At 48.4% G+C, this 21,196-nt stretch carries 24 protein-coding genes; 12 read left to right on the top strand and 12 right to left on the bottom strand.

The genetic code is table 11. The features are described 5' to 3' along the window. Window positions 1–5: 5 nt before the first annotated feature. From VJ579_04490 to VJ579_04500, 3 genes are read left to right on the top strand one after another with little or no spacing between them, the layout of a single operon-like run. Window positions 6–782 (top strand): alpha/beta hydrolase, encoded by a 777-nt coding sequence (locus tag VJ579_04490; GenBank protein ID HXK38296.1) that lies wholly within the window; start codon window positions 6–8, stop codon window positions 780–782. A gap of 33 nt (window positions 783–815) precedes the next feature. Then, window positions 816–1,448 carry a peptidylprolyl isomerase gene (locus tag VJ579_04495; protein HXK38297.1) on the top strand — a complete coding sequence of 211 codons (633 nt, stop codon included), beginning with the start codon at window positions 816–818 and terminating at the stop codon, window positions 1,446–1,448. 47 nt (window positions 1,449–1,495) lie between these two features. Then, window positions 1,496–1,711, top strand: coding sequence for a PspC domain-containing protein (locus VJ579_04500; protein ID HXK38298.1), 216 nt, complete (start codon window positions 1,496–1,498; stop codon window positions 1,709–1,711). A 267-nt stretch (window positions 1,712–1,978) separates the two neighbouring features. Here the strand turns inward: VJ579_04500 and VJ579_04505 are convergent, their stop codons facing one another. The 8 genes from VJ579_04505 to VJ579_04540 all read right to left on the bottom strand — a co-directional run bounded on the left by VJ579_04505 (window position 1,979) and on the right by VJ579_04540 (window position 7,407). Then, window positions 1,979–2,278 carry a hypothetical protein gene (locus VJ579_04505; protein ID HXK38299.1) on the bottom strand — a complete coding sequence of 100 codons (300 nt, stop codon included), beginning with the start codon at window positions 2,276–2,278 and terminating at the stop codon, window positions 1,979–1,981. 121 nt (window positions 2,279–2,399) lie between these two features. Continuing rightward, window positions 2,400–2,960, bottom strand: a complete 561-nt coding sequence (locus tag VJ579_04510; protein ID HXK38300.1) for a hypothetical protein — start codon at window positions 2,958–2,960, stop codon at window positions 2,400–2,402. 87 nt (window positions 2,961–3,047) lie between these two features. Then, window positions 3,048–3,626: a guanylate kinase gene (locus VJ579_04515; protein ID HXK38301.1), complete on the bottom strand. Its 579-nt coding sequence runs from the start codon at window positions 3,624–3,626 to the stop codon at window positions 3,048–3,050. Window positions 3,627–3,989: 363 nt separating this feature from the next. After that, entirely contained in the window at window positions 3,990–5,285 is a 1,296-nt protein-coding gene (locus tag VJ579_04520) for a methyltransferase domain-containing protein (protein HXK38302.1), read from the bottom strand. A gap of 3 nt (window positions 5,286–5,288) precedes the next feature. Beyond that, window positions 5,289–6,044 (bottom strand): HemK family protein methyltransferase, encoded by a 756-nt coding sequence (locus tag VJ579_04525; protein HXK38303.1) that lies wholly within the window; start codon window positions 6,042–6,044, stop codon window positions 5,289–5,291. A gap of 65 nt (window positions 6,045–6,109) precedes the next feature. Beyond that, window positions 6,110–6,634 (bottom strand): hypothetical protein, encoded by a 525-nt coding sequence (locus VJ579_04530; GenBank protein HXK38304.1) that lies wholly within the window; start codon window positions 6,632–6,634, stop codon window positions 6,110–6,112. A gap of 73 nt (window positions 6,635–6,707) precedes the next feature. Then, on the bottom strand, window positions 6,708–7,049 hold the full coding sequence (locus VJ579_04535; protein ID HXK38305.1) for a hypothetical protein: 342 nt from the start codon (window positions 7,047–7,049) through the stop codon (window positions 6,708–6,710). 82 nt (window positions 7,050–7,131) lie between these two features. Next, window positions 7,132–7,407, bottom strand: coding sequence for a hypothetical protein (locus VJ579_04540; GenBank protein ID HXK38306.1), 276 nt, complete (start codon window positions 7,405–7,407; stop codon window positions 7,132–7,134). Between the two features lie 105 nt (window positions 7,408–7,512). Here VJ579_04540 and VJ579_04545 point away from each other — a divergent pair, with 105 nt between their 5' ends. The 3 genes from VJ579_04545 to VJ579_04555 all read left to right on the top strand — a co-directional run bounded on the left by VJ579_04545 (window position 7,513) and on the right by VJ579_04555 (window position 8,633). Beyond that, complete coding sequence (locus VJ579_04545; GenBank protein ID HXK38307.1) at window positions 7,513–7,884, top strand: HPF/RaiA family ribosome-associated protein; 372 nt, start codon at window positions 7,513–7,515, stop codon at window positions 7,882–7,884. Between the two features lie 109 nt (window positions 7,885–7,993). Further along, entirely contained in the window at window positions 7,994–8,440 is a 447-nt protein-coding gene (locus VJ579_04550) for a hypothetical protein (GenBank protein ID HXK38308.1), read from the top strand. A gap of 1 nt (window position 8,441) precedes the next feature. Beyond that, window positions 8,442–8,633, top strand: a complete 192-nt coding sequence (locus tag VJ579_04555; GenBank protein HXK38309.1) for a helix-turn-helix transcriptional regulator — start codon at window positions 8,442–8,444, stop codon at window positions 8,631–8,633. A gap of 24 nt (window positions 8,634–8,657) precedes the next feature. Here the strand turns inward: VJ579_04555 and fmt are convergent, their stop codons facing one another. The 4 genes from fmt to VJ579_04575 form a co-directional block, all read right to left on the bottom strand. Continuing rightward, the gene (gene fmt, locus VJ579_04560; GenBank protein ID HXK38310.1) at window positions 8,658–9,515 is read right to left on the bottom strand and encodes a methionyl-tRNA formyltransferase; all 858 of its coding nucleotides are present in this window, start codon (window positions 9,513–9,515) and stop codon (window positions 8,658–8,660) included. 4 nt (window positions 9,516–9,519) lie between these two features. Further along, a complete protein-coding gene (gene def / locus VJ579_04565; GenBank protein ID HXK38311.1) occupies window positions 9,520–10,134 on the bottom strand; it encodes a peptide deformylase in 615 nt (204 codons plus the stop codon). Between the two features lie 5 nt (window positions 10,135–10,139). After that, window positions 10,140–12,260 carry a hypothetical protein gene (locus tag VJ579_04570; GenBank protein HXK38312.1) on the bottom strand — a complete coding sequence of 707 codons (2,121 nt, stop codon included), beginning with the start codon at window positions 12,258–12,260 and terminating at the stop codon, window positions 10,140–10,142. Between the two features lie 159 nt (window positions 12,261–12,419). Beyond that, a complete protein-coding gene (locus VJ579_04575) occupies window positions 12,420–12,878 on the bottom strand; it encodes a hypothetical protein (GenBank protein ID HXK38313.1) in 459 nt (152 codons plus the stop codon). Window positions 12,879–13,048: 170 nt separating this feature from the next. Between VJ579_04575 and VJ579_04580 the strand changes: the two genes are divergently transcribed. From VJ579_04580 to rseP, 6 genes are all read left to right on the top strand, one after another. Continuing rightward, window positions 13,049–16,624, top strand: coding sequence for a hypothetical protein (locus VJ579_04580; protein HXK38314.1), 3,576 nt, complete (start codon window positions 13,049–13,051; stop codon window positions 16,622–16,624). Window positions 16,625–16,724: 100 nt separating this feature from the next. Further along, complete coding sequence (locus VJ579_04585; GenBank protein HXK38315.1) at window positions 16,725–17,738, top strand: rod shape-determining protein; 1,014 nt, start codon at window positions 16,725–16,727, stop codon at window positions 17,736–17,738. A 255-nt stretch (window positions 17,739–17,993) separates the two neighbouring features. Beyond that, the gene (locus VJ579_04590) at window positions 17,994–18,386 is read left to right on the top strand and encodes a hypothetical protein (GenBank protein ID HXK38316.1); all 393 of its coding nucleotides are present in this window, start codon (window positions 17,994–17,996) and stop codon (window positions 18,384–18,386) included. Window positions 18,387–18,461: 75 nt separating this feature from the next. Beyond that, entirely contained in the window at window positions 18,462–19,169 is a 708-nt protein-coding gene (locus tag VJ579_04595; GenBank protein ID HXK38317.1) for a hypothetical protein, read from the top strand. A gap of 113 nt (window positions 19,170–19,282) precedes the next feature. Beyond that, the gene (frr, locus tag VJ579_04600) at window positions 19,283–19,834 is read left to right on the top strand and encodes a ribosome recycling factor (protein HXK38318.1); all 552 of its coding nucleotides are present in this window, start codon (window positions 19,283–19,285) and stop codon (window positions 19,832–19,834) included. A 91-nt stretch (window positions 19,835–19,925) separates the two neighbouring features. After that, a complete protein-coding gene (gene rseP, locus VJ579_04605) occupies window positions 19,926–21,023 on the top strand; it encodes an RIP metalloprotease RseP (protein HXK38319.1) in 1,098 nt (365 codons plus the stop codon). The last annotated feature ends 173 nt before the right edge of the window (window positions 21,024–21,196 follow it).

Genomic DNA, 21,196 nt, shown 5'->3' on the forward strand with positions numbered 1-21,196 from the left:
CACCCATGAACAATATAACTGAAAAGATCGTCTTACCGCCGGTGGGGAGGGTCTGGTTCGGAGATGTTTTGGCTGAGTTTTGGGGCCCCGTCAAACCTTCTGGGAAAGTAATCATCCTTTGCGATGGTTGCCCATCAGTGCCAAGCAAGAAACGTACTGCAGAGACGCTCGCAAAGAAAGGCTATTGGGTGTTCCATATGCGCTACCGGGGTTCATGGGAGTCAAAAGGGCAGTTCCTTAAATACCCTCCTTCTGAGGACGTACGTCTTGTTGCACGAGGGGTTAGGGAAGGTTTTATCAATATCTATGATGGCACACGCTATGTGCTCGATGTGCGAGAATGTATCGTGATTGGCGCATCATTCGGTGGGGCAGCGGCAGTGATTGCTTCTACGTATCCCGAGATTGATAAGGCTATCGCGCTCGCTCCGGTCATTGACTGGAGGGCAGAGACGAAGTCAGAGCCCTTTCATCACTTTGTGAATTTGCTTGCACATGGTTTTGGTAGTGCGTATCGTCCTGCAAAAGATGCATATAGCAAATTACAGAGCGGGATGTTTTACCAGCCACTTATTGGGGCTGAGCGCATGGATCCAGGAAAGTTATTGATTGTGCATGCACGTGATGATAAAGTGATTCCGCTTGCACCACTGCGTACTTTCGCAAAGTTGGCAAAGCTGAAACCGGTCTACCTTGATGAGGGAGGGCATTTCAGTGCAAGTAGTATCCTTGATAAGGAGATTTGGAAATACGCTAAAGCGTTCCTGGGAAAGAAAGCGTAATACACGCCATTAATTCTTTACTGTAAATTGAATATGGATAAACAGACATTGTGGATTATTGGTGGCGGCATGCTTGTCGTCGCCGTGGCACTTACATTATTTTATATCGGAGAGCCGAAGAAAGCAGCAAAAACAATAAAAACAACAACTATGGCAGCACCAACTACAACAGCGACAGGAGAAGTTACAAATACAGTTACTCTGAAGACGTCCATGGGGGACATTGCACTGGAACTCTATGGAAAAGATGCTCCAAAGACGGTAGCAAACTTCGTAAAGCTTGCAAGTGAGGGATTCTATACAGGAACCCGTTTCCATCGCGTCATAAAAGATTTTATGATTCAAGGAGGAGATCCGCTCTCAAAAGATGACACCAAGGGTAATCTCTGGGGTACTGGGGATCCAGGATATAAGTTTGAGGATGAGATTAATGGTCACAAGCTTATTGCAGGCGTGATTGCAATGGCAAACGCAGGTCCGAATACAAATGGAAGTCAGTTTTTCATTGTGACCGCACCTTCTACTCCATGGCTTGATGGGAAGCATACTGTTTTTGGTAGGGTGATAAGTGGGATGGATAATGTTGTTGCTATAAACAGTGTCCAGACTGCAGCAGGTGATCGACCAATCACCCCAGTCACTATTACGGGCGTGGAGGTGAAATAATCAACATGCAAAGCGGGCAATGGCCCGCTTTGTGTTATAATAATGATATGAGAAAACTCTACAGGCATACAAAAGGTGAGCGCCATGTTGCGGGTGGTGTCTTTGCAGGTCTTGGTGACTGGCTTGAAGTGAGTCCAGGAATTTTGCGTGCAGGATATATTGCGCTTGCTATCTTTAGCGGAGTGATTCCGGGGATATTGCTGTACTTGGCGGCTATGCTTTTGATGAAAAAGAATCCTGCGCACGAAGTGCACGATATATAGTAAACCGCTGATTCGGGCGACCTTGCCCTCACGCTTCAGCACGTGACTCGTTCACCGTATAACCCATACGGCTCACTAGAGTTCACGTGCCTCCAGCGAGGGCAATCTCATTCCGAATAAGCGGTTTTTCGTTGCGTGATATTTAGAAAATGCAAAATTCAAAATCTGAGGTTTTTGTTGTGTGGAGTTTGTGGGAATACAAAATACGAAATACTAAAAATTTAACCGCACCTTGTGGGGTGCGGTTGGTGGTGTGCTCTTTGAGCACTAGTTGATGAAGTTCGCGGCACAGACGGTGCCATGATCGACGGGGAGACTGATGCGACGCGTGCGAGATACGTCGCCCTGCTTGAAGGTCACGTCGTAGTAGTGTCGCACGACCTTTCCGGTCAGGGTGGGTTCGCTCTTCACGAACTCGGCGCCCACAATCTTGGCTTCAGCGTGCTTGGCAAACTTCACGGCGACTTCCTGCACCTGCGAAGGGCAGGTGTCGATTGGGTTGGTGGTGAAGAGGTAGCCGACGGTGAGGATGGCGATGGCGACGAAGGCGAAGATGTACTTACGCATGTGTCCTCCTGGGACGGGAAGGGGGATGAAAAGAGCTAACCTTTGAGGATTACATTATAGCATAATTATGATATTTGTCAAGTATACGGGGGTATAAGAAAAACCGCACGTTTGTGCGGTTTTAGCCAAGCGTCTCCATGATGAATCGTATGAGGAGGCGGGTAGAACGGTCATATTTATGATTTGCGTTGTTGATGATGCAGTCATACTGCGGATGCATCGCAGCGAGCGTCTCGTTGCGCACATCTTGCATGCGTTCGGTGAGCTCCGCGAGTGTGCGGCAGCGTTTGTGCAGGCGCTCTCTGATCTCGGGTTCGGGCGCGAGGATGAATGCGAAATGTGCCTCAGGCACGAGTGCGACGATCTTGTCCGCACCCTCAGGGTCGCGAATGATGATCGCTGGTCCTGCCTCGAGCGTACCAAAGAGATTTTCTTTGAACGTTCCGTGGTAGTGCCCATGAGCAAGTGAGTATTCTGCAATGAGACCCTTCTGTCTACTGTCCATAAAGTCCTGCTCATTGATGTACGTGTATGCCCGGTCAGGTGATTCCCCATGTCTGGGCTTTCTGGTCGTATGTGTCGTGATTTGGGTGAGCTCGGGAAAGATCTGGAGGATGCGTCCTACCAGCTCGATCTTTCCACAAGCAGCAGGTCCAGAAATCACAAACAGAGGATAGCGCATGATGACCTCCGTAATGTGCGTCTATCTTAATAGTATCGTGGATTACATTCTGCGCAATAGAAAAGCGCACCCGAAGGTGCGCTGTAGTTAATCGAGGTTTTCCCGAATGAATGCGTAGAGCTGGCGGAGCGACCGGTCGAGGTACCCATTGGCGTTGTTGATCACACAGCCATAGTACCAGCGATTGGCGTGGCGCATCTCCTCTTCCGAGTCCTTCATCCTTCGTGCGAAGTCGGCATGGTCCGTACTCCGCTCGGTGAGTCGGGCACGGAGGTCATCGTCGGGGGCCATGATGAAGATACAATGCGCATCGGGGAAGAGTTCAGAGATTTTCTCGGCACCCTGGGGGTCCAGGATGATGATCGCAGGACCCTTCGTTCGTGCCTTGCGCACGTCCTCGACACGGGGGCCGTAGAGATTCCCATGCACTTCGGCGTGCTCGATGAATTCCTTGTGTTTGATGCCGGATTTGAATTGCGCGACGGTAAGGAAGTGGTAGGCGACGCCATTTTTTTCACCAGGCCGCTTCTTGCGCGTGGTGCAGGTGATAATGCGGTTCAGTTTCGGGAAGTCGGCAATGACTCTATCGGCCATCTTCGACTTGCCCGCAGCGGCTGGGCCCGAAATGACGAACAACGGGTAGAGTTGCTTTCCTGTCTTTTCCACGAGTGCTCCTTGTAGTGTGAACTTCTATCCGAGATACTAAAGGATTTTGACGATAACGCAAGGGTGTTGTGTGTTTATAAAGAAAAGACTCCCTTAAGGGAGTCTTTATCTTAACGCATACGCGTACTTGGTGTCTTGCCTGCACGCTTTGCCTTCTGCTTTTGGGCTTGCTTTTCCTTCTTATTTGCCATATTTGTTTGTGGCCCCCATATTTGGGCGCACTTGGTGTCACTTCGCCTTGCGACTCACTCAACGTACTCCGAGTACGTCTCGTTTGAGTTCGCAAGACTCCAGTAACACCAATTGCATCCCAAATCTGTGGTCCTGTTTATGTAATTAATTAAGTACAACCTTAGCACGATTCTATCTCTTTTTCAAGACAAGGAGCGATTCGCAGTGTGGAGTCTGGGGGTAGAAGTCAAAACCCTCGATATGGACGATACTGTACATATCCTTCATATCTGCATAATCGCGCGCCTGCGTTTCGGGATTACAGGAGAGATATATGATCGTCTCCGGTGCCGCCGCCTTGATCGAGTTGATGAGCTTTGGATGTAGTCCTACGCGCGGTGGGTCGAGCAAGAGTACTTCAAAGTCCTCAATGAGTTCTTTGTTTATTTTTTCTGCAGGCAAGCACTGTGCGGTGTAGTTGCTGATATTATTTTGTGCTGCGTTTGCTGCCGCGAGCGCGACGGATGACGGATTGATTTCTACACCATGTACTGACTTCGCATCCTTCGCGAGTAGGAGTCCGATTGTGCCCACACCAGAGTAGAGTTCAAGGAGCGTCTTGTCTTTCGGAAGGAATTCGCGCATTCGCTCAACTGCCTTTTTGAACACGGGGATATTATTCTGGAAAAATCCATCCGAAGGGTAGGTCAGTTCAATGCCGTCGATATCCTCGGTGAGCGTGTGAATACCTTTCTCCCAAAGCAATTCGGTTTGCACTGCTGCGGGAGACTTATGTGTCGAATACCATACTTCTATGCCAGCGAGATTAGGAATAGTATCGATCGAAAATTCAGGGATTGTCTTCTCTTTCGCGTACAGTGTTGCAATACAAATCTTATTCGATTTGCTCTCACGCACGGTGAGTGCCTTGAGCTCGAATGCGGTGAGTCCGAGATCGCGCAGTTTTGCGCAGAGTGCGAGCGCTACACTATTCATGTTCTCTGAGAGGAGTTCACAGCCTGAAGGGAGGGCAGTGCGTGCTTTTCCTGCATTACGAATATGATATGCCAGTGCAAGGGGGAGATCACCGCCTACGCCGTCTCTATCCGTGAATGAGAATTCCGCCTTAGTGCGATAGCCATAATACTGTTCTGCGGGAGTGAATGATGGCTTTGGTGCATCATCATAGTACCCATAAAGATCTGTGATGATCTCGTGCTTGAGTGCAGCTTGGGTGGGGTATTGAATGACTTGCCATGGACTGCAGGAAAGGTAATGCAATTCTTCTGGTGCTTTGCGTGCAGGGGAAATACTGATGAACTCCTTTATGTCACCAAGAAGCACTCCATGTTTACGCATCGTATCAACAACCGCAGTTTCTCCGGGGAGCATGCCGTGTACAAAGACGGTCATTCCTCCCACGTCACAACGAGCCGCGCCATTATGCGCGATGCTCGTACTGGTTACAGTCATTACTTTATTATCCATAATTTAGGTATTAGGAAATGCGCGAAACCATCGGGTGACGCCATACTGATCAGGATGAAATTCGATGCGCCAGCTACTCGCCTCAGGGAGTGCTGCGATAGCAGATTCTTGACCTTTCCCGAATTCACAGAAAAGGCTTCCTCCACTTGCAAGGTGTCCGTGCGCACAAGCGAGGAGCTTTTTTATTTCGAGCAAACCATGTTCATCCGCATAGAGTGCACGGTAGGGTTCCCATACCTTAACACTCTCATCGACATCAGTCGCATGTGGGTCGATGTAAGGAGGATTTGCAAAGAGTGCATCGTATGGGCCAACAAGTGTTGCGCACACATCACCTTGAAGGACACTTGCGCGTTCTTTGTGGGTGATATTCGAGCGTATGTTTTCCTCAATCTGGGCACACTCCTCCCCTCCAATATCGATGAACGTACAGCGCGCTTTAGGGAAGTGGAGTAGGGCAGCAATGCCGATACACCCACTCCCGGCGTAGCAATCTGCGAATGAAAGGTTGGCTATATGTGTCCTTTCTCGAGCGAGCATACGGAATGCCTCATCTGCCCAATATTCAGTTTCAGGGCGAGGGATGAGTGGCCGCTGTTCAAGTTTAATACGAGCACGAAGAAAGGGAATCCAGCCAATGACGTAGGCGATAGGTTCTCCTTTACGGAGGCGCTCGAGATCGGCGAAATAGTGCGGTGATTTCACTCCAAGGTATTTTTCGGTGAGTAGCCAGTGTGCGTCACGAGGGGAGATTTCCATGGTTCGTAGTATAACATAAACTCGATTTCGGCGGGTATGAAAAAGCCCGCATGCGGGCTTTTGTCTTAGCTGATGATGAACTGCTTTTCCGGTTCCACGGGGTGCTTTGTTTCCGTAATCGCTGCTTTGATGAGGAGCAGCATTTGCGTGAGCGAAGTTTGTTTTGTGGAATATTTCTTCCCGTCGTAATGCAGGCTGAGTTCGGGGGCGTGGTAGATGACTTCGTGCGGTACTTTATTCTCGACGAGCGCAGCGTACAATGCACGCGCCGCATCACTGTCATCAAAGTGGAGCCGGAAGAAGTGAACCTTTATTCCCCAAAGCTTGATAGGTGCACTGCTCTCGCGCGGCGGAAGTCCAAGCATGCTCGCGAGTTGCCTCGCAGTTTCAGGATGCACGTTCGTTGCGGTAAGCAGGATTTCAGTGGGGCCTCCATCATTTCCATAGAGCGTCATTTTCCCGCCGAGTCTTTCGAATGTGAGGCAGTATGTCGCTTTTTTGAGGAAGCCGAGAATATTCGGCGTAATCGTGACTTCGCCAAGCGTGAGGATCTCAAGCATTGTGAACTCCTGTGCTGTTTCTATCCGCATAATGCATAAAATTCATTAAGATGTCAATTGGTACCTACGCTGGGTAAATAAAAAGAACACCCCAGTGTTCTTTTTATTTGGTTTCATAGAGCACAGTAATTGTATCCCCAGGCCTCGGGTAGAACCTGCCGATAGGAGTTGGGAGAAGGGCATTGTTGATGTATGTCTTCCATGTACGATCGCCAGCCTCTTTTCCAGCAAGACTACTGATCTGTCGATCTCTGCCGCTTCCTGTCCAAGAGAGGCTAATACGTTCTATTTCCATAACCCGCTCGATGATATTCGCGACAGAATCTCCCTCAGGTATGGAGACCCCATTCCATGAGTGGGAGGATGATTCTCCGTCATAAATAAGGACTGTTACTGTGTTTGGGGTACGCGTATCCTCGGCACTCTTTTGGGAAGCTAATTTCATAAAGCCTGCACCAATCAGGAATCCCACAATCAAAAGGAGTATGGGAATGGTAAGTGCGTATGTTGTGAGGAGCCGCGAGATGCTACTCAGAAATCGTTGATGATGTTGAGGTGTCATTTGGTGTGGTTGATGAGGTGGTGCTACTAGTATCTATTGGAGGGGAGATAGTGTCCTCAGTTGACACTTCGGGAGGTGCCGTTTCTCGTAGGGTTGTTGTTGGAGTGACTGGTGTGAGTGTGTATTGTTGTCCGCTATTGGTCGTCGAAATAGTGCCACTTTGTCCAGTAATCGCCGCAATGACCGCACCTGCGCAGAAGATACAAATAAGCGCAGCAAATACAACGTGTTTTGATTGCATGTAATTATTATAGCAGAGAATTTATGTGTCGCACGAGCAGTTTGCGTGCTACTTTTTTGCTCAATCTCTGTTATAATAAACATATAACAAGTAATACAAAATCATATGATGCGATTGATACTTAAGGCGACGGGGATCGAGCACACCAATGCGATTGATGCATATGTTGGGAGTAGATTGCGCGAACTTGAGAAGGTACTTGATCCAAAGGAAAAGAGTTGTATTGCACGAGTAGAAATAGCGAAGGAAACGAAACATCATAAGACAGGTGCCGATGTATATAAGGCTGAGCTCACAATGCGCACGAGCAAGAAAGATTTTAGAGTGACTGCGACCGATGAAGCAGATCTCTATGCTGCTATCGATGCGCTCAAAGATCATATCGTGCGTGATATCAAAGATCATCGCGAGCGAGTACGTCAACAGCAAAAAGACGGTGATCGCAAGGTGAAGCGAGCACTCAAGGGGGATAAGTAAGAAAACACGCGCATGCTGCGCGTGTTTTTGGTTATTGACAGAAAAATCGAAATGTAATATATTTTTAACGTAACATATTTTTAACATATGCTACCTAACACACAAGACTATGTTTAACTTCATTAAGCCAGAATGGTTCAGACGTCGAAAGTATTCAGGATGGGGAGTGACGCCAATTACTTGGCAGGGGTGGCTGACGACACTCGTGCTTGTATCACCTCTTGTATATTTCTCATCTCGCATCAAAAATGGAATTCCATTGCTCGGAGCGGTGTTCGTGTTTTTCATTGTTTACTTCATTGCGTTTATGTTTTTTATCTTCGCGTTAATGACGCGGATAAAGACTGATGAGCGCAATCAGGCACATGAAGCGATTGCAGATCGAAATGCATTATGGTCGCTGGTGCTCATCATTGGAATAGGACTTGTTGCAGAAGGAGTCGCTCCGCTCTGGGTGCATGCGCTTTCGCCAGTAAATCCATTCATTATTGGGGGAATCCTGACTGCATGGCTTACAAAGATGATTTCAATGTACTGGCTCGATAAGCATGACTGATATGCGGACTCAAATTACACTTTATCGCAAGCGGCTTGAAATGACCCAAGAAGAGCTCGCCGCACGGGTGGGTGTTTCGAGGCAAACCATAATCGCACTTGAAGCAGAACGTTATAATCCATCGCTTCGTCTTGCGTATGATATCTCTCGCGCACTCGGTGCGAAAAATATCGAAGACATATTCAAGTTTTAAAAACAACCGCAGGGACGGTTGTTTTTATTTGAGCCCTCGAAGAAAATCTGCATATTGCATTTCTTTCTTTCCCTCAGGTATGACTTTATCAATAACGAGTTTGCCATCATTTATATGTGCATCAGATATGCGTACGCGAATATCACGCCCCGCATGTTGTACAAAGAAGAATGTGCCCGGCCATACGTCATATGCGCGAATTTTTGCTATTGCAGCGAAAGGGTCACTGGTAATATCGATACGGCCATCCTCCTTTGTGATTTTGGCACAAAAGGTAGCTAACGCATGCTGTTGTTCTGTTGCATGCAATGTCCCCGAGATCCAGGCAGGGAGAATCTTCGCGAGAAGCTTTCCTCCCTGATGCGCAAGCGCGTGCTCGAGGAATGATCCCTTTGGTGGGTTTTCCTTGCTCCAATCTTCTGCATATTTTTCTTGTGCAATGATTGGTCCATGATCCATGTCGGCATCGAGTAGCATGATAGAAACTCCAGTCTGAGTGAGACCGCCTGCTATTGCCGATTCAATTGGTGATGGGCCACGCAGAAGAGGAAGGAGTGAAGGATGGACATTGATCGTGCCATGCGATGGCAAATCAAGAATGGACTGTGGGATGAGCTTCCCATATGCTGCAACGATGAAAACATCTGCGGAAATCGCGCGGAGCTGTGTAACCACGGATTCCTCACGCAATTTCTCTGGTGTAATGATCGGGATATTTCGCTCAGCCGCCCAGAGCTTTACTGGGGACGGGGTGAGGATAAGCTTTCTTCCTGCAGGTTTGTCAGGAGAAGTGACAATCAGTGCAGGGGGAAAACCGGCGAGTGTGAGCTCGTCGAGAACAGTGACTGCAAACTGCGGTGTGCCAAAGTAGACGTACTTCATGATGTTAGGCGACAGACGTGACGCGCTTTGCGTTTTGTTTACGCAGTTTCTCAGATGCTTTTTTAACACTTGCAATTTCCTTCTCGGAAAGTTCAGCGACATTGATCGCATGGTCGTGGAAGAGGATTCCATTCAGGTGGTCTGTTTCGTGTTGGAAGATTTGAGCCATGAGTCCACTTGCTCCTCGTGTGTGGACTTTTCCATCCTTGTCTTGGTAGCGAATGGTTGCTTTGTCAAAACGGAATGTCTCGCCAAAGAGCCAGCGTACAGAAAGGCAGCCCTCAGGAACGCGGATGCGCTTCTTGGAGGTACGGATGATTTCTGGGTTGATGACGATGAAGTGATCACGTGGCTCAAGCTCGTGATCGTACTCATCATTTGCATTAATAGCAAATGCTTTTTTATGTACGATGAAAATACGCCAAGATTCTCCAATCTGTGGACATGCAATAGCGACTCCATCAGGCTCACCTTCAAGAGCGATGATCATACGATCGAGAATTGCACTAAGCTCTTTACTCCCGAACATACTCGGTGTAATAGGCTTTGCAGTTTCTCGGAGTGCAGGGTGATCTTGCTGAACAATATTTGTATCGTAGTCGTGGCTTATGTGAATCATAGGTATTATTCGTTAACAATACTTTTAGGGTCAACGCGAATGCTTATGGTAGGTGGCAGTGCGGCGAGATACGTGCGTAATTCCTGGTGGGGCCATGCTTCTCTTCGTAATACGATAAGTGAATGGAGGAATACTTTATTGCCTTGCTTGGTGATGTAGCTCGGAAGTACAACATTACTGATTCCCATGTCAGCTAGGTTTGTATTAAGGTTTGCAATGAACTCAAGGCCTTGGTTGCGATCACCGAGGTGACTCACCTTGATTAGTGTCGTATAGGGAGGGAAGCTGAGCTCTTTGCGTAGTTCGAGTTCCGAGCGGAGAAATTCACCGATATTACCTTCTGCGGCGAGTGGGAATATCGTGTTCGCTTCGCGTGTTTGTATGAGGAAATGGTCGCGAGCTTTTTCTCGGAGCACAAGGAGTAATCGGAAGACATGCTCAGTCATACGAAACTCAGGGATTGTAAGGAGTGAGTTGACGGAAAGTACTGCAACAAGACCAATCGGGTCAGTGAGGTAGGGCAGTGCCATTTCCGTACCAAGTAGAATCGCTCCGGGGGTTTTGAGAAATTCCTGTGCGCGTTCTCTCGCTTGCTTGTGCGTAGTTACTGCGTCGGTATCAAGTCTAAAGATTGGAGCATCTGGGAAACGAGAGCGGAGAATTTCTTCTGCTTGCGCGATGCCAAGTCCAAGTGGAGTAAGCCTCCATCCTCCGCAGTGTGTGCATTTGTGTTTTGGTACTGACTTGTCACCACAGCGATGGCATATGAAAATATTTTCTGATGTTTGTGCGGCCTTAGTTTCTGTTTGTGCAGGGAAATTCGGGTGCGGTAAAGTAGTGCCGAGTGCAGCACTTTCGTCGTTCGTCAGCTCTTCTGTTGCAGGTTCGCTTCCGGGAAGCGGAGATTCTTGTGTGTCCTCTGGTAGTGCATCTGGTAATGTTTCAGTAGGTACTGGAATATCTGTAAGTGCATCTTTTGGCTTTGCCGCTTTATGGTGGAGCACAAGCGGTGCCTTGCAGTGATCACACTCGACGACCGTGCCACAGTCACCACAGACGGTCATTGGTGCAACACCTCGACGCACACAAAGGATGAAGGTTGTTGCGCTTCGCTTCCTCGTATCTTTGATGAGTGAAACGAGTTCACGTGAGAAAAATGCAATACGTCCTGCAGATGGTTGTTCTCCGGATGCACGCATATCGACGATGTGCGTTCGTGCAACTGAAGAGTAGCGACCCTTCGGACGAGATGATGCATCGAGCTCGCCGCGCTCAAAACGCGCAAGCGTTTCGACGCGCAAAAAGAGATCTCCAATAATGAGCGGAAGACGACGTTCACGCGCATATGCTTCGACAAAGCGCCTGAGATCGATAAAAGGGCGGTGCGTCATTGTGTAGGCTGACGCGCTCTCGCGCTCAAGTATGATGCTCTGGAGGTTACCGCAAGGAACTGCAAGGAATTGTGGAGTTGCGATGACGAGTAGAGGGTGTGTACTTTCTTTGATTGCAGTGAGACGCTCACGGAGTTGCTTCTTCGTGAGATTTCCATGGAGTACGTAGGTGTATGTGCCGATGCCTTTGCCAATCGCCGCATCAGTGCGTTCAATATCTTGCACGGTAGGCAGAATAAAGAATACTGAACCATTACGTGCGAATACTTCACGGATATGACTCTTGTACGTTGCAATGCGTTCGATCTCTTCTGCTTGGAGTACTGTAGGGAGTGGGGGTATTACTGCGTGTGATGCATCGGAAGAATGCTCATCGCTATGCTTCGACGACACTTCGCTTTTTCCATCGAGAAGAATAGATGGGAAGAGCGCCTGGATGGTTGCACCGAGTGTGGCGACACTCCAGTTCGCAATCTCTTGTGCAGCTGCGATGAATGCAGGAGAGAAAGTGTCAAGTATAGTGAGTGTGTCTATTTTGCGAAGCGCAAAATCCGCACCCTTGATAGCGGCCTTTGCCTCGCGCACATCGGTGACCGCAAGCACAAGTGCGGGGACTTCTTTTTTGCGCAGGGGTACCAAAACAAGCGCACCCACAGGTGGTGCTGTCTTTACGACATACGAAAGCTCAGATACGGGAATTCCTCTCTGTATGGGGGCTACCGTGAGTAGAAACATTACATTGACAGTACCACACCTTGCTAAAAAATCCAGCAGCATTGTTGCTATACTTTTGGTGATGCATTTCCTGAAAATATCCCACAAAATAATGACACTTTCATTTCTTGTATACGAAAAAGTGGACGAATGTGATTCGTCCACTGTATTGCTTAGGCGCTAGCCCTTCACGAGGTTGAGCATCTCGACGATGTCTTCGTGAAGCTGGGGTGGGATAGCGCTGACTTCGGGAGCATCGAGCAAGAGCGAGAGCGCGCGGCAGTGTACTTCGGCATACACCGCATCGGCGACATCACCCTTGCACTCATCGTCCATGTAGTTCATGAAGATGAGGTTGTCGAAGGCTTCCTTGTCGGATTCGTAGAGGCTATAGACCTCCACGTTGTTCTTGCATGCGAGCACTTGTTGCGCGAGGACGTTGGTCTCCGCGTTGATGCATTCGCAGGCCGACAGGTCACGAACGATGATTTCCGCAGCGACCCGAAGGACGATGCTGACCATCAGCTCTTCAGTAACGAACTTGTTGTGCTCGGCACTGAAGTGTGACTCGAAGCGTGTCCAAAGCTGGCTGGCTTCGGACCGCGTTGCGGCGGGATATTGACGAACGAGCGTGTGCACGAGGTGTGCCTCCTATAGGAAAGGAACGGGGGGTTCAAAAATACTCTATGCCTGTTGAAGTGTGCTGTCAAGAGTTATAGCGGCAATCTCAGAAGTAAGAAAAGTTGTTCAGAATTTATGTGTATAGGGGAATAGGAGCACCGAATAATATGTTACAATATGATATATCTATGACCACATCGGAGCTTTTGGAGTTCATTCGTATTGAGCATGCGCTCGGAATGAGCTTGGACGAAATAACTCGACTCCTGATCACTGAGGGGGAATGGGATGCAGCTGATGTGGCTGAGGCTTTTCGTGCACTCGGACTTCCCGAGGATGCTGTTGAACGCTTCACGATGCAAGCGGCAGGTATTGTTCCTCCTCCAATCCGCGAACAAGTTCCTCCTGCAGTGCAATACGTTGCACCTGCTCCCGTCTCTCCACCTGCGCCTGCAGTTCCTCCTGTAGTGCGTCATGCTCCTGCACCACAGCCAATTGCGGGACCTCGCGATATGGAATATGTAAAACACGCTGCTCCAATGCAGTATGTTGAGAAACCTGAGCCAAAACCTGCGCCAGTACTTGCTCGACCCGCAAGTCTTGTTGGTCAGGGTGCAAGGCCTCTCGTGCGCACAACGACCCAGCCTTCTGCTTTTATAGGTGCTACACCTACGCATGCAGTACGTCCAGGGCAGGCTGCTCAAGCAGTGCGAATTTCGAAAGTCCAACAGCCTTCTCCAGTAACCCACACTGCGCCACAGCGCGTTGCGCCGGTTGTGGGAAAGGAAGTGTCAGTAGAAGTACCTCCTCCCGCACCAAAGCCGGCTGCTCCAGTGAAGTTTACTTTTGTTCCAAGTGTAAAGGGGGTTGCTACTCCACCGCATACTGCAGGAGGACAAAAAGAAGGAGAGGCCGCACCCGTTGCTTCGAAGTCTGTATCAATTCCAGAAGTTAAACAATCAGAGGTTGCTCCGAAACCATCTTCTCCAATCATTGCATCAATTCCACGAGAAGCAGAGAAGCACGAGGTTAGGACCTCGCTTGATTTTGAGGTTGCTGGTGGAGCAGCACCTGTCTATCAGCCCAAGAAACCAGAGGTTGCACCGGTAGTAAAAATAGCTGAAGAACCCAAGAAAGTCGAACCTGTTATCGTCAAAGAAGAGAAGCCGAAGTTTACTCCACCTCCTGCGCCGGTCATGCCAGCACCAGCTCCAAAGCCTCCTCAGTCAGTATCCCTAGTTGAAGCTCTTAGGCCTATTGAACCCCCTAAGCCCGTTGAGGCTCCAAAGGTAATGCCTTCAGTGCAGAAGGTAGTTGATGCACCGAAGTCAGTGGAAGTCTCAAAGCCTGCTGAAGTTACAAAGCCTATTGAATCCCCTAAGCCCGTTGAGGCTCCAAAGGTAATACCTTCAGTGCAGAAGGTAGTTGAGGCACCGAAGTCAGTGGAGGCTCCAAAGCCAATTGAACCTCCAAAACCAGTCGAGCCTCCGAAGATTGTTGAGCCAGCAAAGTCATTACCAGAGGTAAAGCCAGTTGCGTCTACAGCAACAGCTCCAACACCTACTCCTGTTCCAGCACCAGCACCAGCTCCAGCTCCAGCACCAGCACCAGCACCAGCACCAGCACCAGCACCTACGCCTACAACACTCCAGCCGATCTTTATTACGATGCCATCATTTGGTCCGGAGCAGATGCAGGCAATGCAGCAGCAATATATGGGCATGATGGGGCAGGGCATGGCTGGTGGTATGCAACCGCCAATTGCGCCGACGATAATCTACAATCAGACTATTGCTCCAACAACAGCTGCTCCAGAGCCGTTCATTTCGAGTGGTCCTCTTCCTCCACCACCTCCTTCGACTCCACCTCCGCCACCTGAACCAAGGAAGCCAGAACCGATTCGCTTTGATATAGGACGAGTGCGTGATACTCGTAAGATAGATCAGGCAATCAATGGTCCGGGTCGTCCATCGATACTCGCAGCAGTGTCAGGAATGCAACCCGTTGGTTCGACTAATATGGAAGATGTGTTCAGGTCACAAGCTGGAGGCGAAGAATTATCTGAGCTTCCCGTTGAGAAGAGTGCAATCGTGCATTCATTGAAAGTTCCACATAAGCGAACGATGGCTGGTGATCTTGTGCGTATGCAGGAAGGCATCATGCCAGAGCAGGTTGTCTCACAAACAGTGAAGACTACTGCAATTGCAGGCGTTGCGCTTCCTGAGCCTCACCCCGGTCAAACTGCGCCTCAAGCTGCGCTTGCAGCGATGGAGGCCATGGTGGATGATATGCCGATTCCTCCACCGCCAAAGAAATCTGGAAAACCTATCGCGCTCATCACTTTGAGTGTGCTCGGTGTACTCGCCCTTGGTGGTCTCGCTGCATACTATTTCTTGTTCTATCGATTGCCTGCTGCGAAGAGTATTTATGGCGCTGCAGTCGGTGAACTACTTACTGCCCCGAGCGTATCTTATAGCGCTGCATTGATGATCGATGTTGTATCAACTGATGCCGAGCCGGAATTAATCCATTCGACTGCAGTTGCTTCAGGTACGATTATGATGAGGAAGAACGCATTTGGGGATGGTATACATGCTTTGAAGTTTAGCCTTGATCAAGTAGGTGCGCCACAGTCAGTGGGTATTGCTTTTGATGGAGAGGCGAGGGTGATTGGAGATGATGTGTTCGTCTATCAGAATTCTCCGACACTCAATACACCTCTAGAGCATTTACTTCCACCTACGAGTTGGGCAAAGATTCCATATGCTGAACTTGGTAAAGCATTTGGTCTCGCAGGTACCTCGACGCTTTCGCAAGGTGACTATGGTGCAATCACTCCAGCAACTGCACTTTCGAGCCTGCTCACGACAAATGCTCCGCTACTACCTACAGATGCCGTTGAGCAATTCATGGCTGATGGACGTGAGTTTTATCGCGTGCCTCTTATCATCGATACCGGCAAGGCGCTAGTTGTTGATGAGCAGCTTGGGCAGTATCTTCGTGGGGCAGCAAATGTGAAAAATAATGCGGAGCGTAACGCAATACTCACTGAACGTTTCAAAAATATCACTGGCGAGCTTATTATTGATAAATTGCTCCGCCGTCCTGTTTCGCTCACGCTCTCGGCAAACTTTGATCCAAGTAAGATTGCGATGAAAGGGACCGCACGATTGAATATAGCATTTACATTCGGCGCAACGCAGCAGGTGGTTGCTCCTTCAGGGATGACACTTGATGAATTGCGTGCGTTGCGTGAAGGTGAAGCAGGGGCTCAGGAGATACTTGCTCGTGATGCGCCAGCACGATCAATGATAGCTGCAATAGCACTTGCACTTGGACAGTATGCACAAAAGACAAAACGCTACCCTGCAACACTTTCCGCATTGATCGATAATAGTTATATAGGTAAAGATGCGCTTACTCCTGCGATTATGAATCGCATCACGTATGTTGCATATGTGAATAAACCAGAGGGTGATGCCGATGGTATACATTGCACAGACAAGAATGCGGTATGTAATTTCTTCCATCTCGGAACAACGCTTGAATACAAAAAGTCATCTGAGCTTAGCGCAGACGCAGATCATGTTTCACCTGCAATAGCAGGTGGTGATACTGCAGGCTGTAAAAATGAGATCGATCGCTCGTGTTATGACCTTATTGGTGATCTTAGTAAGCAGAATACGCCTATCGTTCCCGAAGGTGCTACCGTCGTAGTTCCAGGGGCTTTACCTGCTACTCCGACAACAACAAAGCCAAAATAGCGCCATTATTGCGGATTGACATCTCATCGGTATATATGCAAAAAGTCATCATGTCTGATGACTTTTTTGCTTATTCAATGCGATATGTTAGAGTGCAGACATGAGTATTTTTGGTGGAAAATTGGGTATCGACCTTGGCACAGCAAATACACTCGTGTATATGCCCGGAAAGGGCATCATTTTGAATGAGCCATCGGTGGTTGCTGTATCAGAACGCGATAATAAGATCTTGGCAGTCGGAGCTGAGGCTAAGGAAATGATTGGACGAACACCTGATGATATCATCGCGTACCGCCCGATGCGTGATGGCGTAATTGCTGATTACCGCGTTACTGAGGCAATGCTTCGTTATTTCATTAGTAAGGCGATAGGGAAGTGGACCCTTTTCAAGCCGGAAGTCATGGTCTCAGTTCCCGCAGGCGTTACTTCAACTGAGCGACGTGCAGTCATTGAAGCTGCACTTCGTGCAGGTGCGAAGAATGCCTACGTCGTGAAGGAGCCTATCCTTGCAGCAATCGGTGCGGGGATTCCCATTTATGAAGCGCGCGGACATATGATCGTCGATATCGGTGGAGGAACGACTGATGTTGCAGTCATTTCTCTTGGAGGTATCGTTGCTTCAACTTCAGTGAAGTGCGCAGGAAATCGTGTCGATGCTGCTATCGCCGATTACATCAAAAAGACATTCAATCTCGCTATTGGTGATAAGACTGCTGAAGACATTAAGACACAGATTGGCTCAGCGGTTCCTCTTGAACAAGAACTTTCAATGACGATCAAGGGTCGCGATTTCATCGCGGGACTTCCACGCTCGGTAAGTATTTCTTCAAACGAGATTGTCCGTGCGATCGATCGTGAATTGCGTGAAATGATCAAGGCGATTAAGGATGTACTTCAGGAGACTCCACCAGAACTTTCTGCAGATATCATTGATAGGGGAATCATTATGACTGGTGGTTCTTCACAGCTGCGCAATCTTCCTGAGCTTGTGTATCGCCGTACTGGCGTGAAAGCAATGCTTGCTGATGATGCACTTTACTGTGTCGCAAAGGGTACTGGTGTTGCGTTGGAGCACTTAGACACCTATAAGAAATCCATTATCACAAAACGCTAACAATAATCGCAGAATTTGGCGCACTTTACCTTGCTTCAGTCGCTTGCCTCGTCACCGTAGAACTCCTACGGCTCCGTCGGTCAAGCTCCTTCCAGCAAGGCAAATCGCATCCAAATTCTGCGATTATTTTTTATTAGTTGGCTAGGGGTTCCAGTGAGACAATCTGTATCAAAAATTTGGCGCTTCTGTTTTACTTTTATTGTATTGACATTCTTATATAATGTTATATAGTGTTGTCGGAAGAAAGGAGGTTTCATGACACGAATTCTTGCAGTGAACCGGGCACGCTTCGCGGACTTCTTTGCGAAGGAGCCATGGACTGCAGGCAATGTGGTCCATGGGAACGTCTATATGTCCAAGGTTGAATTCGCTGATGTGCTGGTTCGCCACCACCTCGGCCAGTTCCTCAAGGGGCAGCAATTGAATTTCCGCTCGCCGAACTACCGTTTCCATATCATCATGGCTCCTGAGGTCATGGATGATGAACCCTTCAAGCAGAGGGTCACGGAAGTGCTTGACGCGATCGGGGTCAGCTCAACCTTCAATAAGACCCGAGGTAGGGGTGAAAGCTCCTACTGCATTAGTGGCGTTCGGGCCGCAGAAGTCGAACTGATCGAATATTGCGATATCGAGATTCGGTGTCGCTGATCTAAGGCGCCTCATTGTGAGGCGCCTGATTTTTTATAAAGTGCGCATCGGCAGGCATTCTGCTATACTCAATTCATGGATTTTTCTGCTATCACTAATGTGAATCTGCACCATGCATATCTGCTTGAAGGGGATCATGAGCGCATTGTACCTGCACTGGTCGCTCATCTTCATGCGCAGGATATTGCACGTGGTAATGCGGTTGAGGTGCGTACCGTGCCCGTCTTTTATATTGAAGATGCGCGTAGTTTAAAAGAAGCACAGGTGATGGTTGCCGATGGGAGGCGCGTTATTGTGGTTGCATTCGACCGTATGATTGATGCTGCGCAACACGCATTGCTGAAGACCATTGAGGAGCCAACAGAGGGAACGCATTTTTTCTTCGTTGGAAGGAATCGCGACCTACTTCTGCCGACCGTGCTTTCTCGACTTATGGTTGTTCGACCTGAGGAGCGAAGTGATACTGCTTCTGATGATGAAAAAGCGAGAGAGTATCTTGCACTCGACTTGTACGGACGCACTGAATTGCTCAAAGACATCATTGCTGCTGCAAGGGGGGAGGATGATGAGTCTGACGACGAACGAGCTGCTGCTCGAAGACAGCTGATGCAGTTTCTCGATAGTGCAGAGCGCGTACTTTCTGACAGTTTGCACAAAGGAAATCGTACGAGTGCGGAGGCAGGAGCATTGATTATTGAGGCAAAACATGACCTTGCTGATGCATCACCCTCGATAAAGATGATTTTTGAACATTTAGGGCTCAGGTTGCCAAGAATCAAATAATCGCGAACGTATGGCCATGAACACAGGGGTATTGTGCTCATGGTTTTTGCTTGAGCGTGATATGATGCATGACCTTTCTCGTTCAGGTATTTTCTGCTATAGTTATGCAATCTATGGCATACGATTTCACAAATTTCAAGGAAGCAATTGTTACTGGAGAAGAGTGGTTCAAGAAGGAGCTCTCTCTCTTACGCACCGGTCGCGCAACAAGTGCGGTGCTTGATTCTATACATGTTGAGTCGTATGGAAGCATGTCTCCGATTGCTCATGTCGCATCTATTACAATGGAGGATCCTCGCACTATTCGTGTGGCTCCATGGGATAAGTCCCAAGTAAAAGGAATTGAGCAGGCAATCACCAAGGCAAACTTAGGACTATCAGTGAGTGCAGATGATGCAGGCCTTCGCATTTCATTTCCTGAGCTCACGGGTGAGCGTAGGGAGCAGGTAGTGAAGATCCTGAAAGCGAAGCTTGAGGATGCTCGTGTGACCATCCGTAAGGCACGTGAAGAAGTTATTACAGAGCTGAAACAGCTCGAGAAAGATGGTGCTATTTCAGAGGATGAGCATTTCAAGGCGAAGGAGGATATGCAGAAGCTTGTCGAAGCCGCAAATGCGAAATTCGATGAAATGGCTGCACGAAAAGAACAGGAGATTCGCAGTTAAATCAGATGCAAAGTGAACAGTGAGCGTTACGTGCTTCGCACAATCAGTCGTGCCTCGCGATTGCTCATTGTTCGCTTTTTAAATTACATACATGTCAATCATTATATTTCTTATAATCCTTCTCGTCCTCGTTATTGCTCATGAATTTGGGCATTTCATCGTTGCAAAGAAGTCCGGTATTCGTGTTGACGAATTTGCATTTGGATTTCCTCCAAAGCTTTTCTCTCTAAAGAAAGGAGAAACAACATATGCGTTCAATGCATTGCCTATCGGAGGGTATGTGAAGATCTACGGTGAGGATCCAACACAGGAAGTTGAGGGAGATGTCGCCCGAAGTTTTTCACATAAGCCACGCTATATACAGTCGATGGTGATCCTCGCAGGCATTACTGCGAATATTGTCGTCGCATGGCTGCTCTTCACGATGATACTTTCGATCGGCATGAAGACGAGTATCGGAGGTAATACATTCGGTACATTGTCGAATGTCGAGGTGATGGTTACTCAGGTTGTCCCTGGGAGTCCTGCAGCGAAGGCGGGCATCAGCTCTGGTGATGTGCTCGTACATCTTCGTGATAACACCTCAAAGGAGGAAGTAAAAGTCACTACTCCAGAGGTGGTCACCGCATTCATCGGTAGCAAACAAGAGACTCCAATTACGGTCACCGTAGCACGTAAGGGGGTCTTGCAGGAAATAAGTGTAGTTCCTCAGATTGGTGTTTCTCCTTCGGGGAAACCTGCAATAGGAATCGCGATGGATGAGGCGGGATTACTGAAGCTCCCGATCCACCTCGCAGCACTTGAGGCTGGGGTAAAGACCTATGATTATACGGTTTCTACGGCAATTGGGATTTTTGATTTTCTTTATCAAACGATTACTGGACATGCAGATTTCCAGGAGGTGAGTGGTCCAGTGGGGATTGTTGGTGCTGTTGGAGATGCAGCAAAGCTCGGCTTTGTGAATGTACTCTTCTTCGCGGCACTTATCTCGATTAACCTTGCGGTCATCAATTTGATTCCATTCCCAGCACTTGATGGAGGCCGATTCTTCTTCATTGTAATCGAAGCAATCATTCGCAAGCCACTTCCTGCACAGGTGACTTCTTGGACGAATGCAATTGGATTTGGTGCATTAATGCTCCTTATGCTCGTCGTCACATATCACGACATTCTCAAATTGTTCAATTAGATTAAAAAATATTTCACACATATGTGTGAAATATTTTTTTATAAAACAAAAGTTATCCACACGAAAATTGTTTTCATCATTGTTGTATTGCACAATGTGCGGGATAATAAAGTAAAGAGTGTCAGCGTGCTATGCATGATGAAACTCTACTCGCTTACTCGTGGTCAGCGTAA

The sequence above is a fragment of the Candidatus Paceibacterota bacterium genome, assembly GCA_035583355.1.
GTDB lineage: Bacteria > Patescibacteriota > Minisyncoccia > Phycocordibacterales > UBA6899 > JAJZQJ01.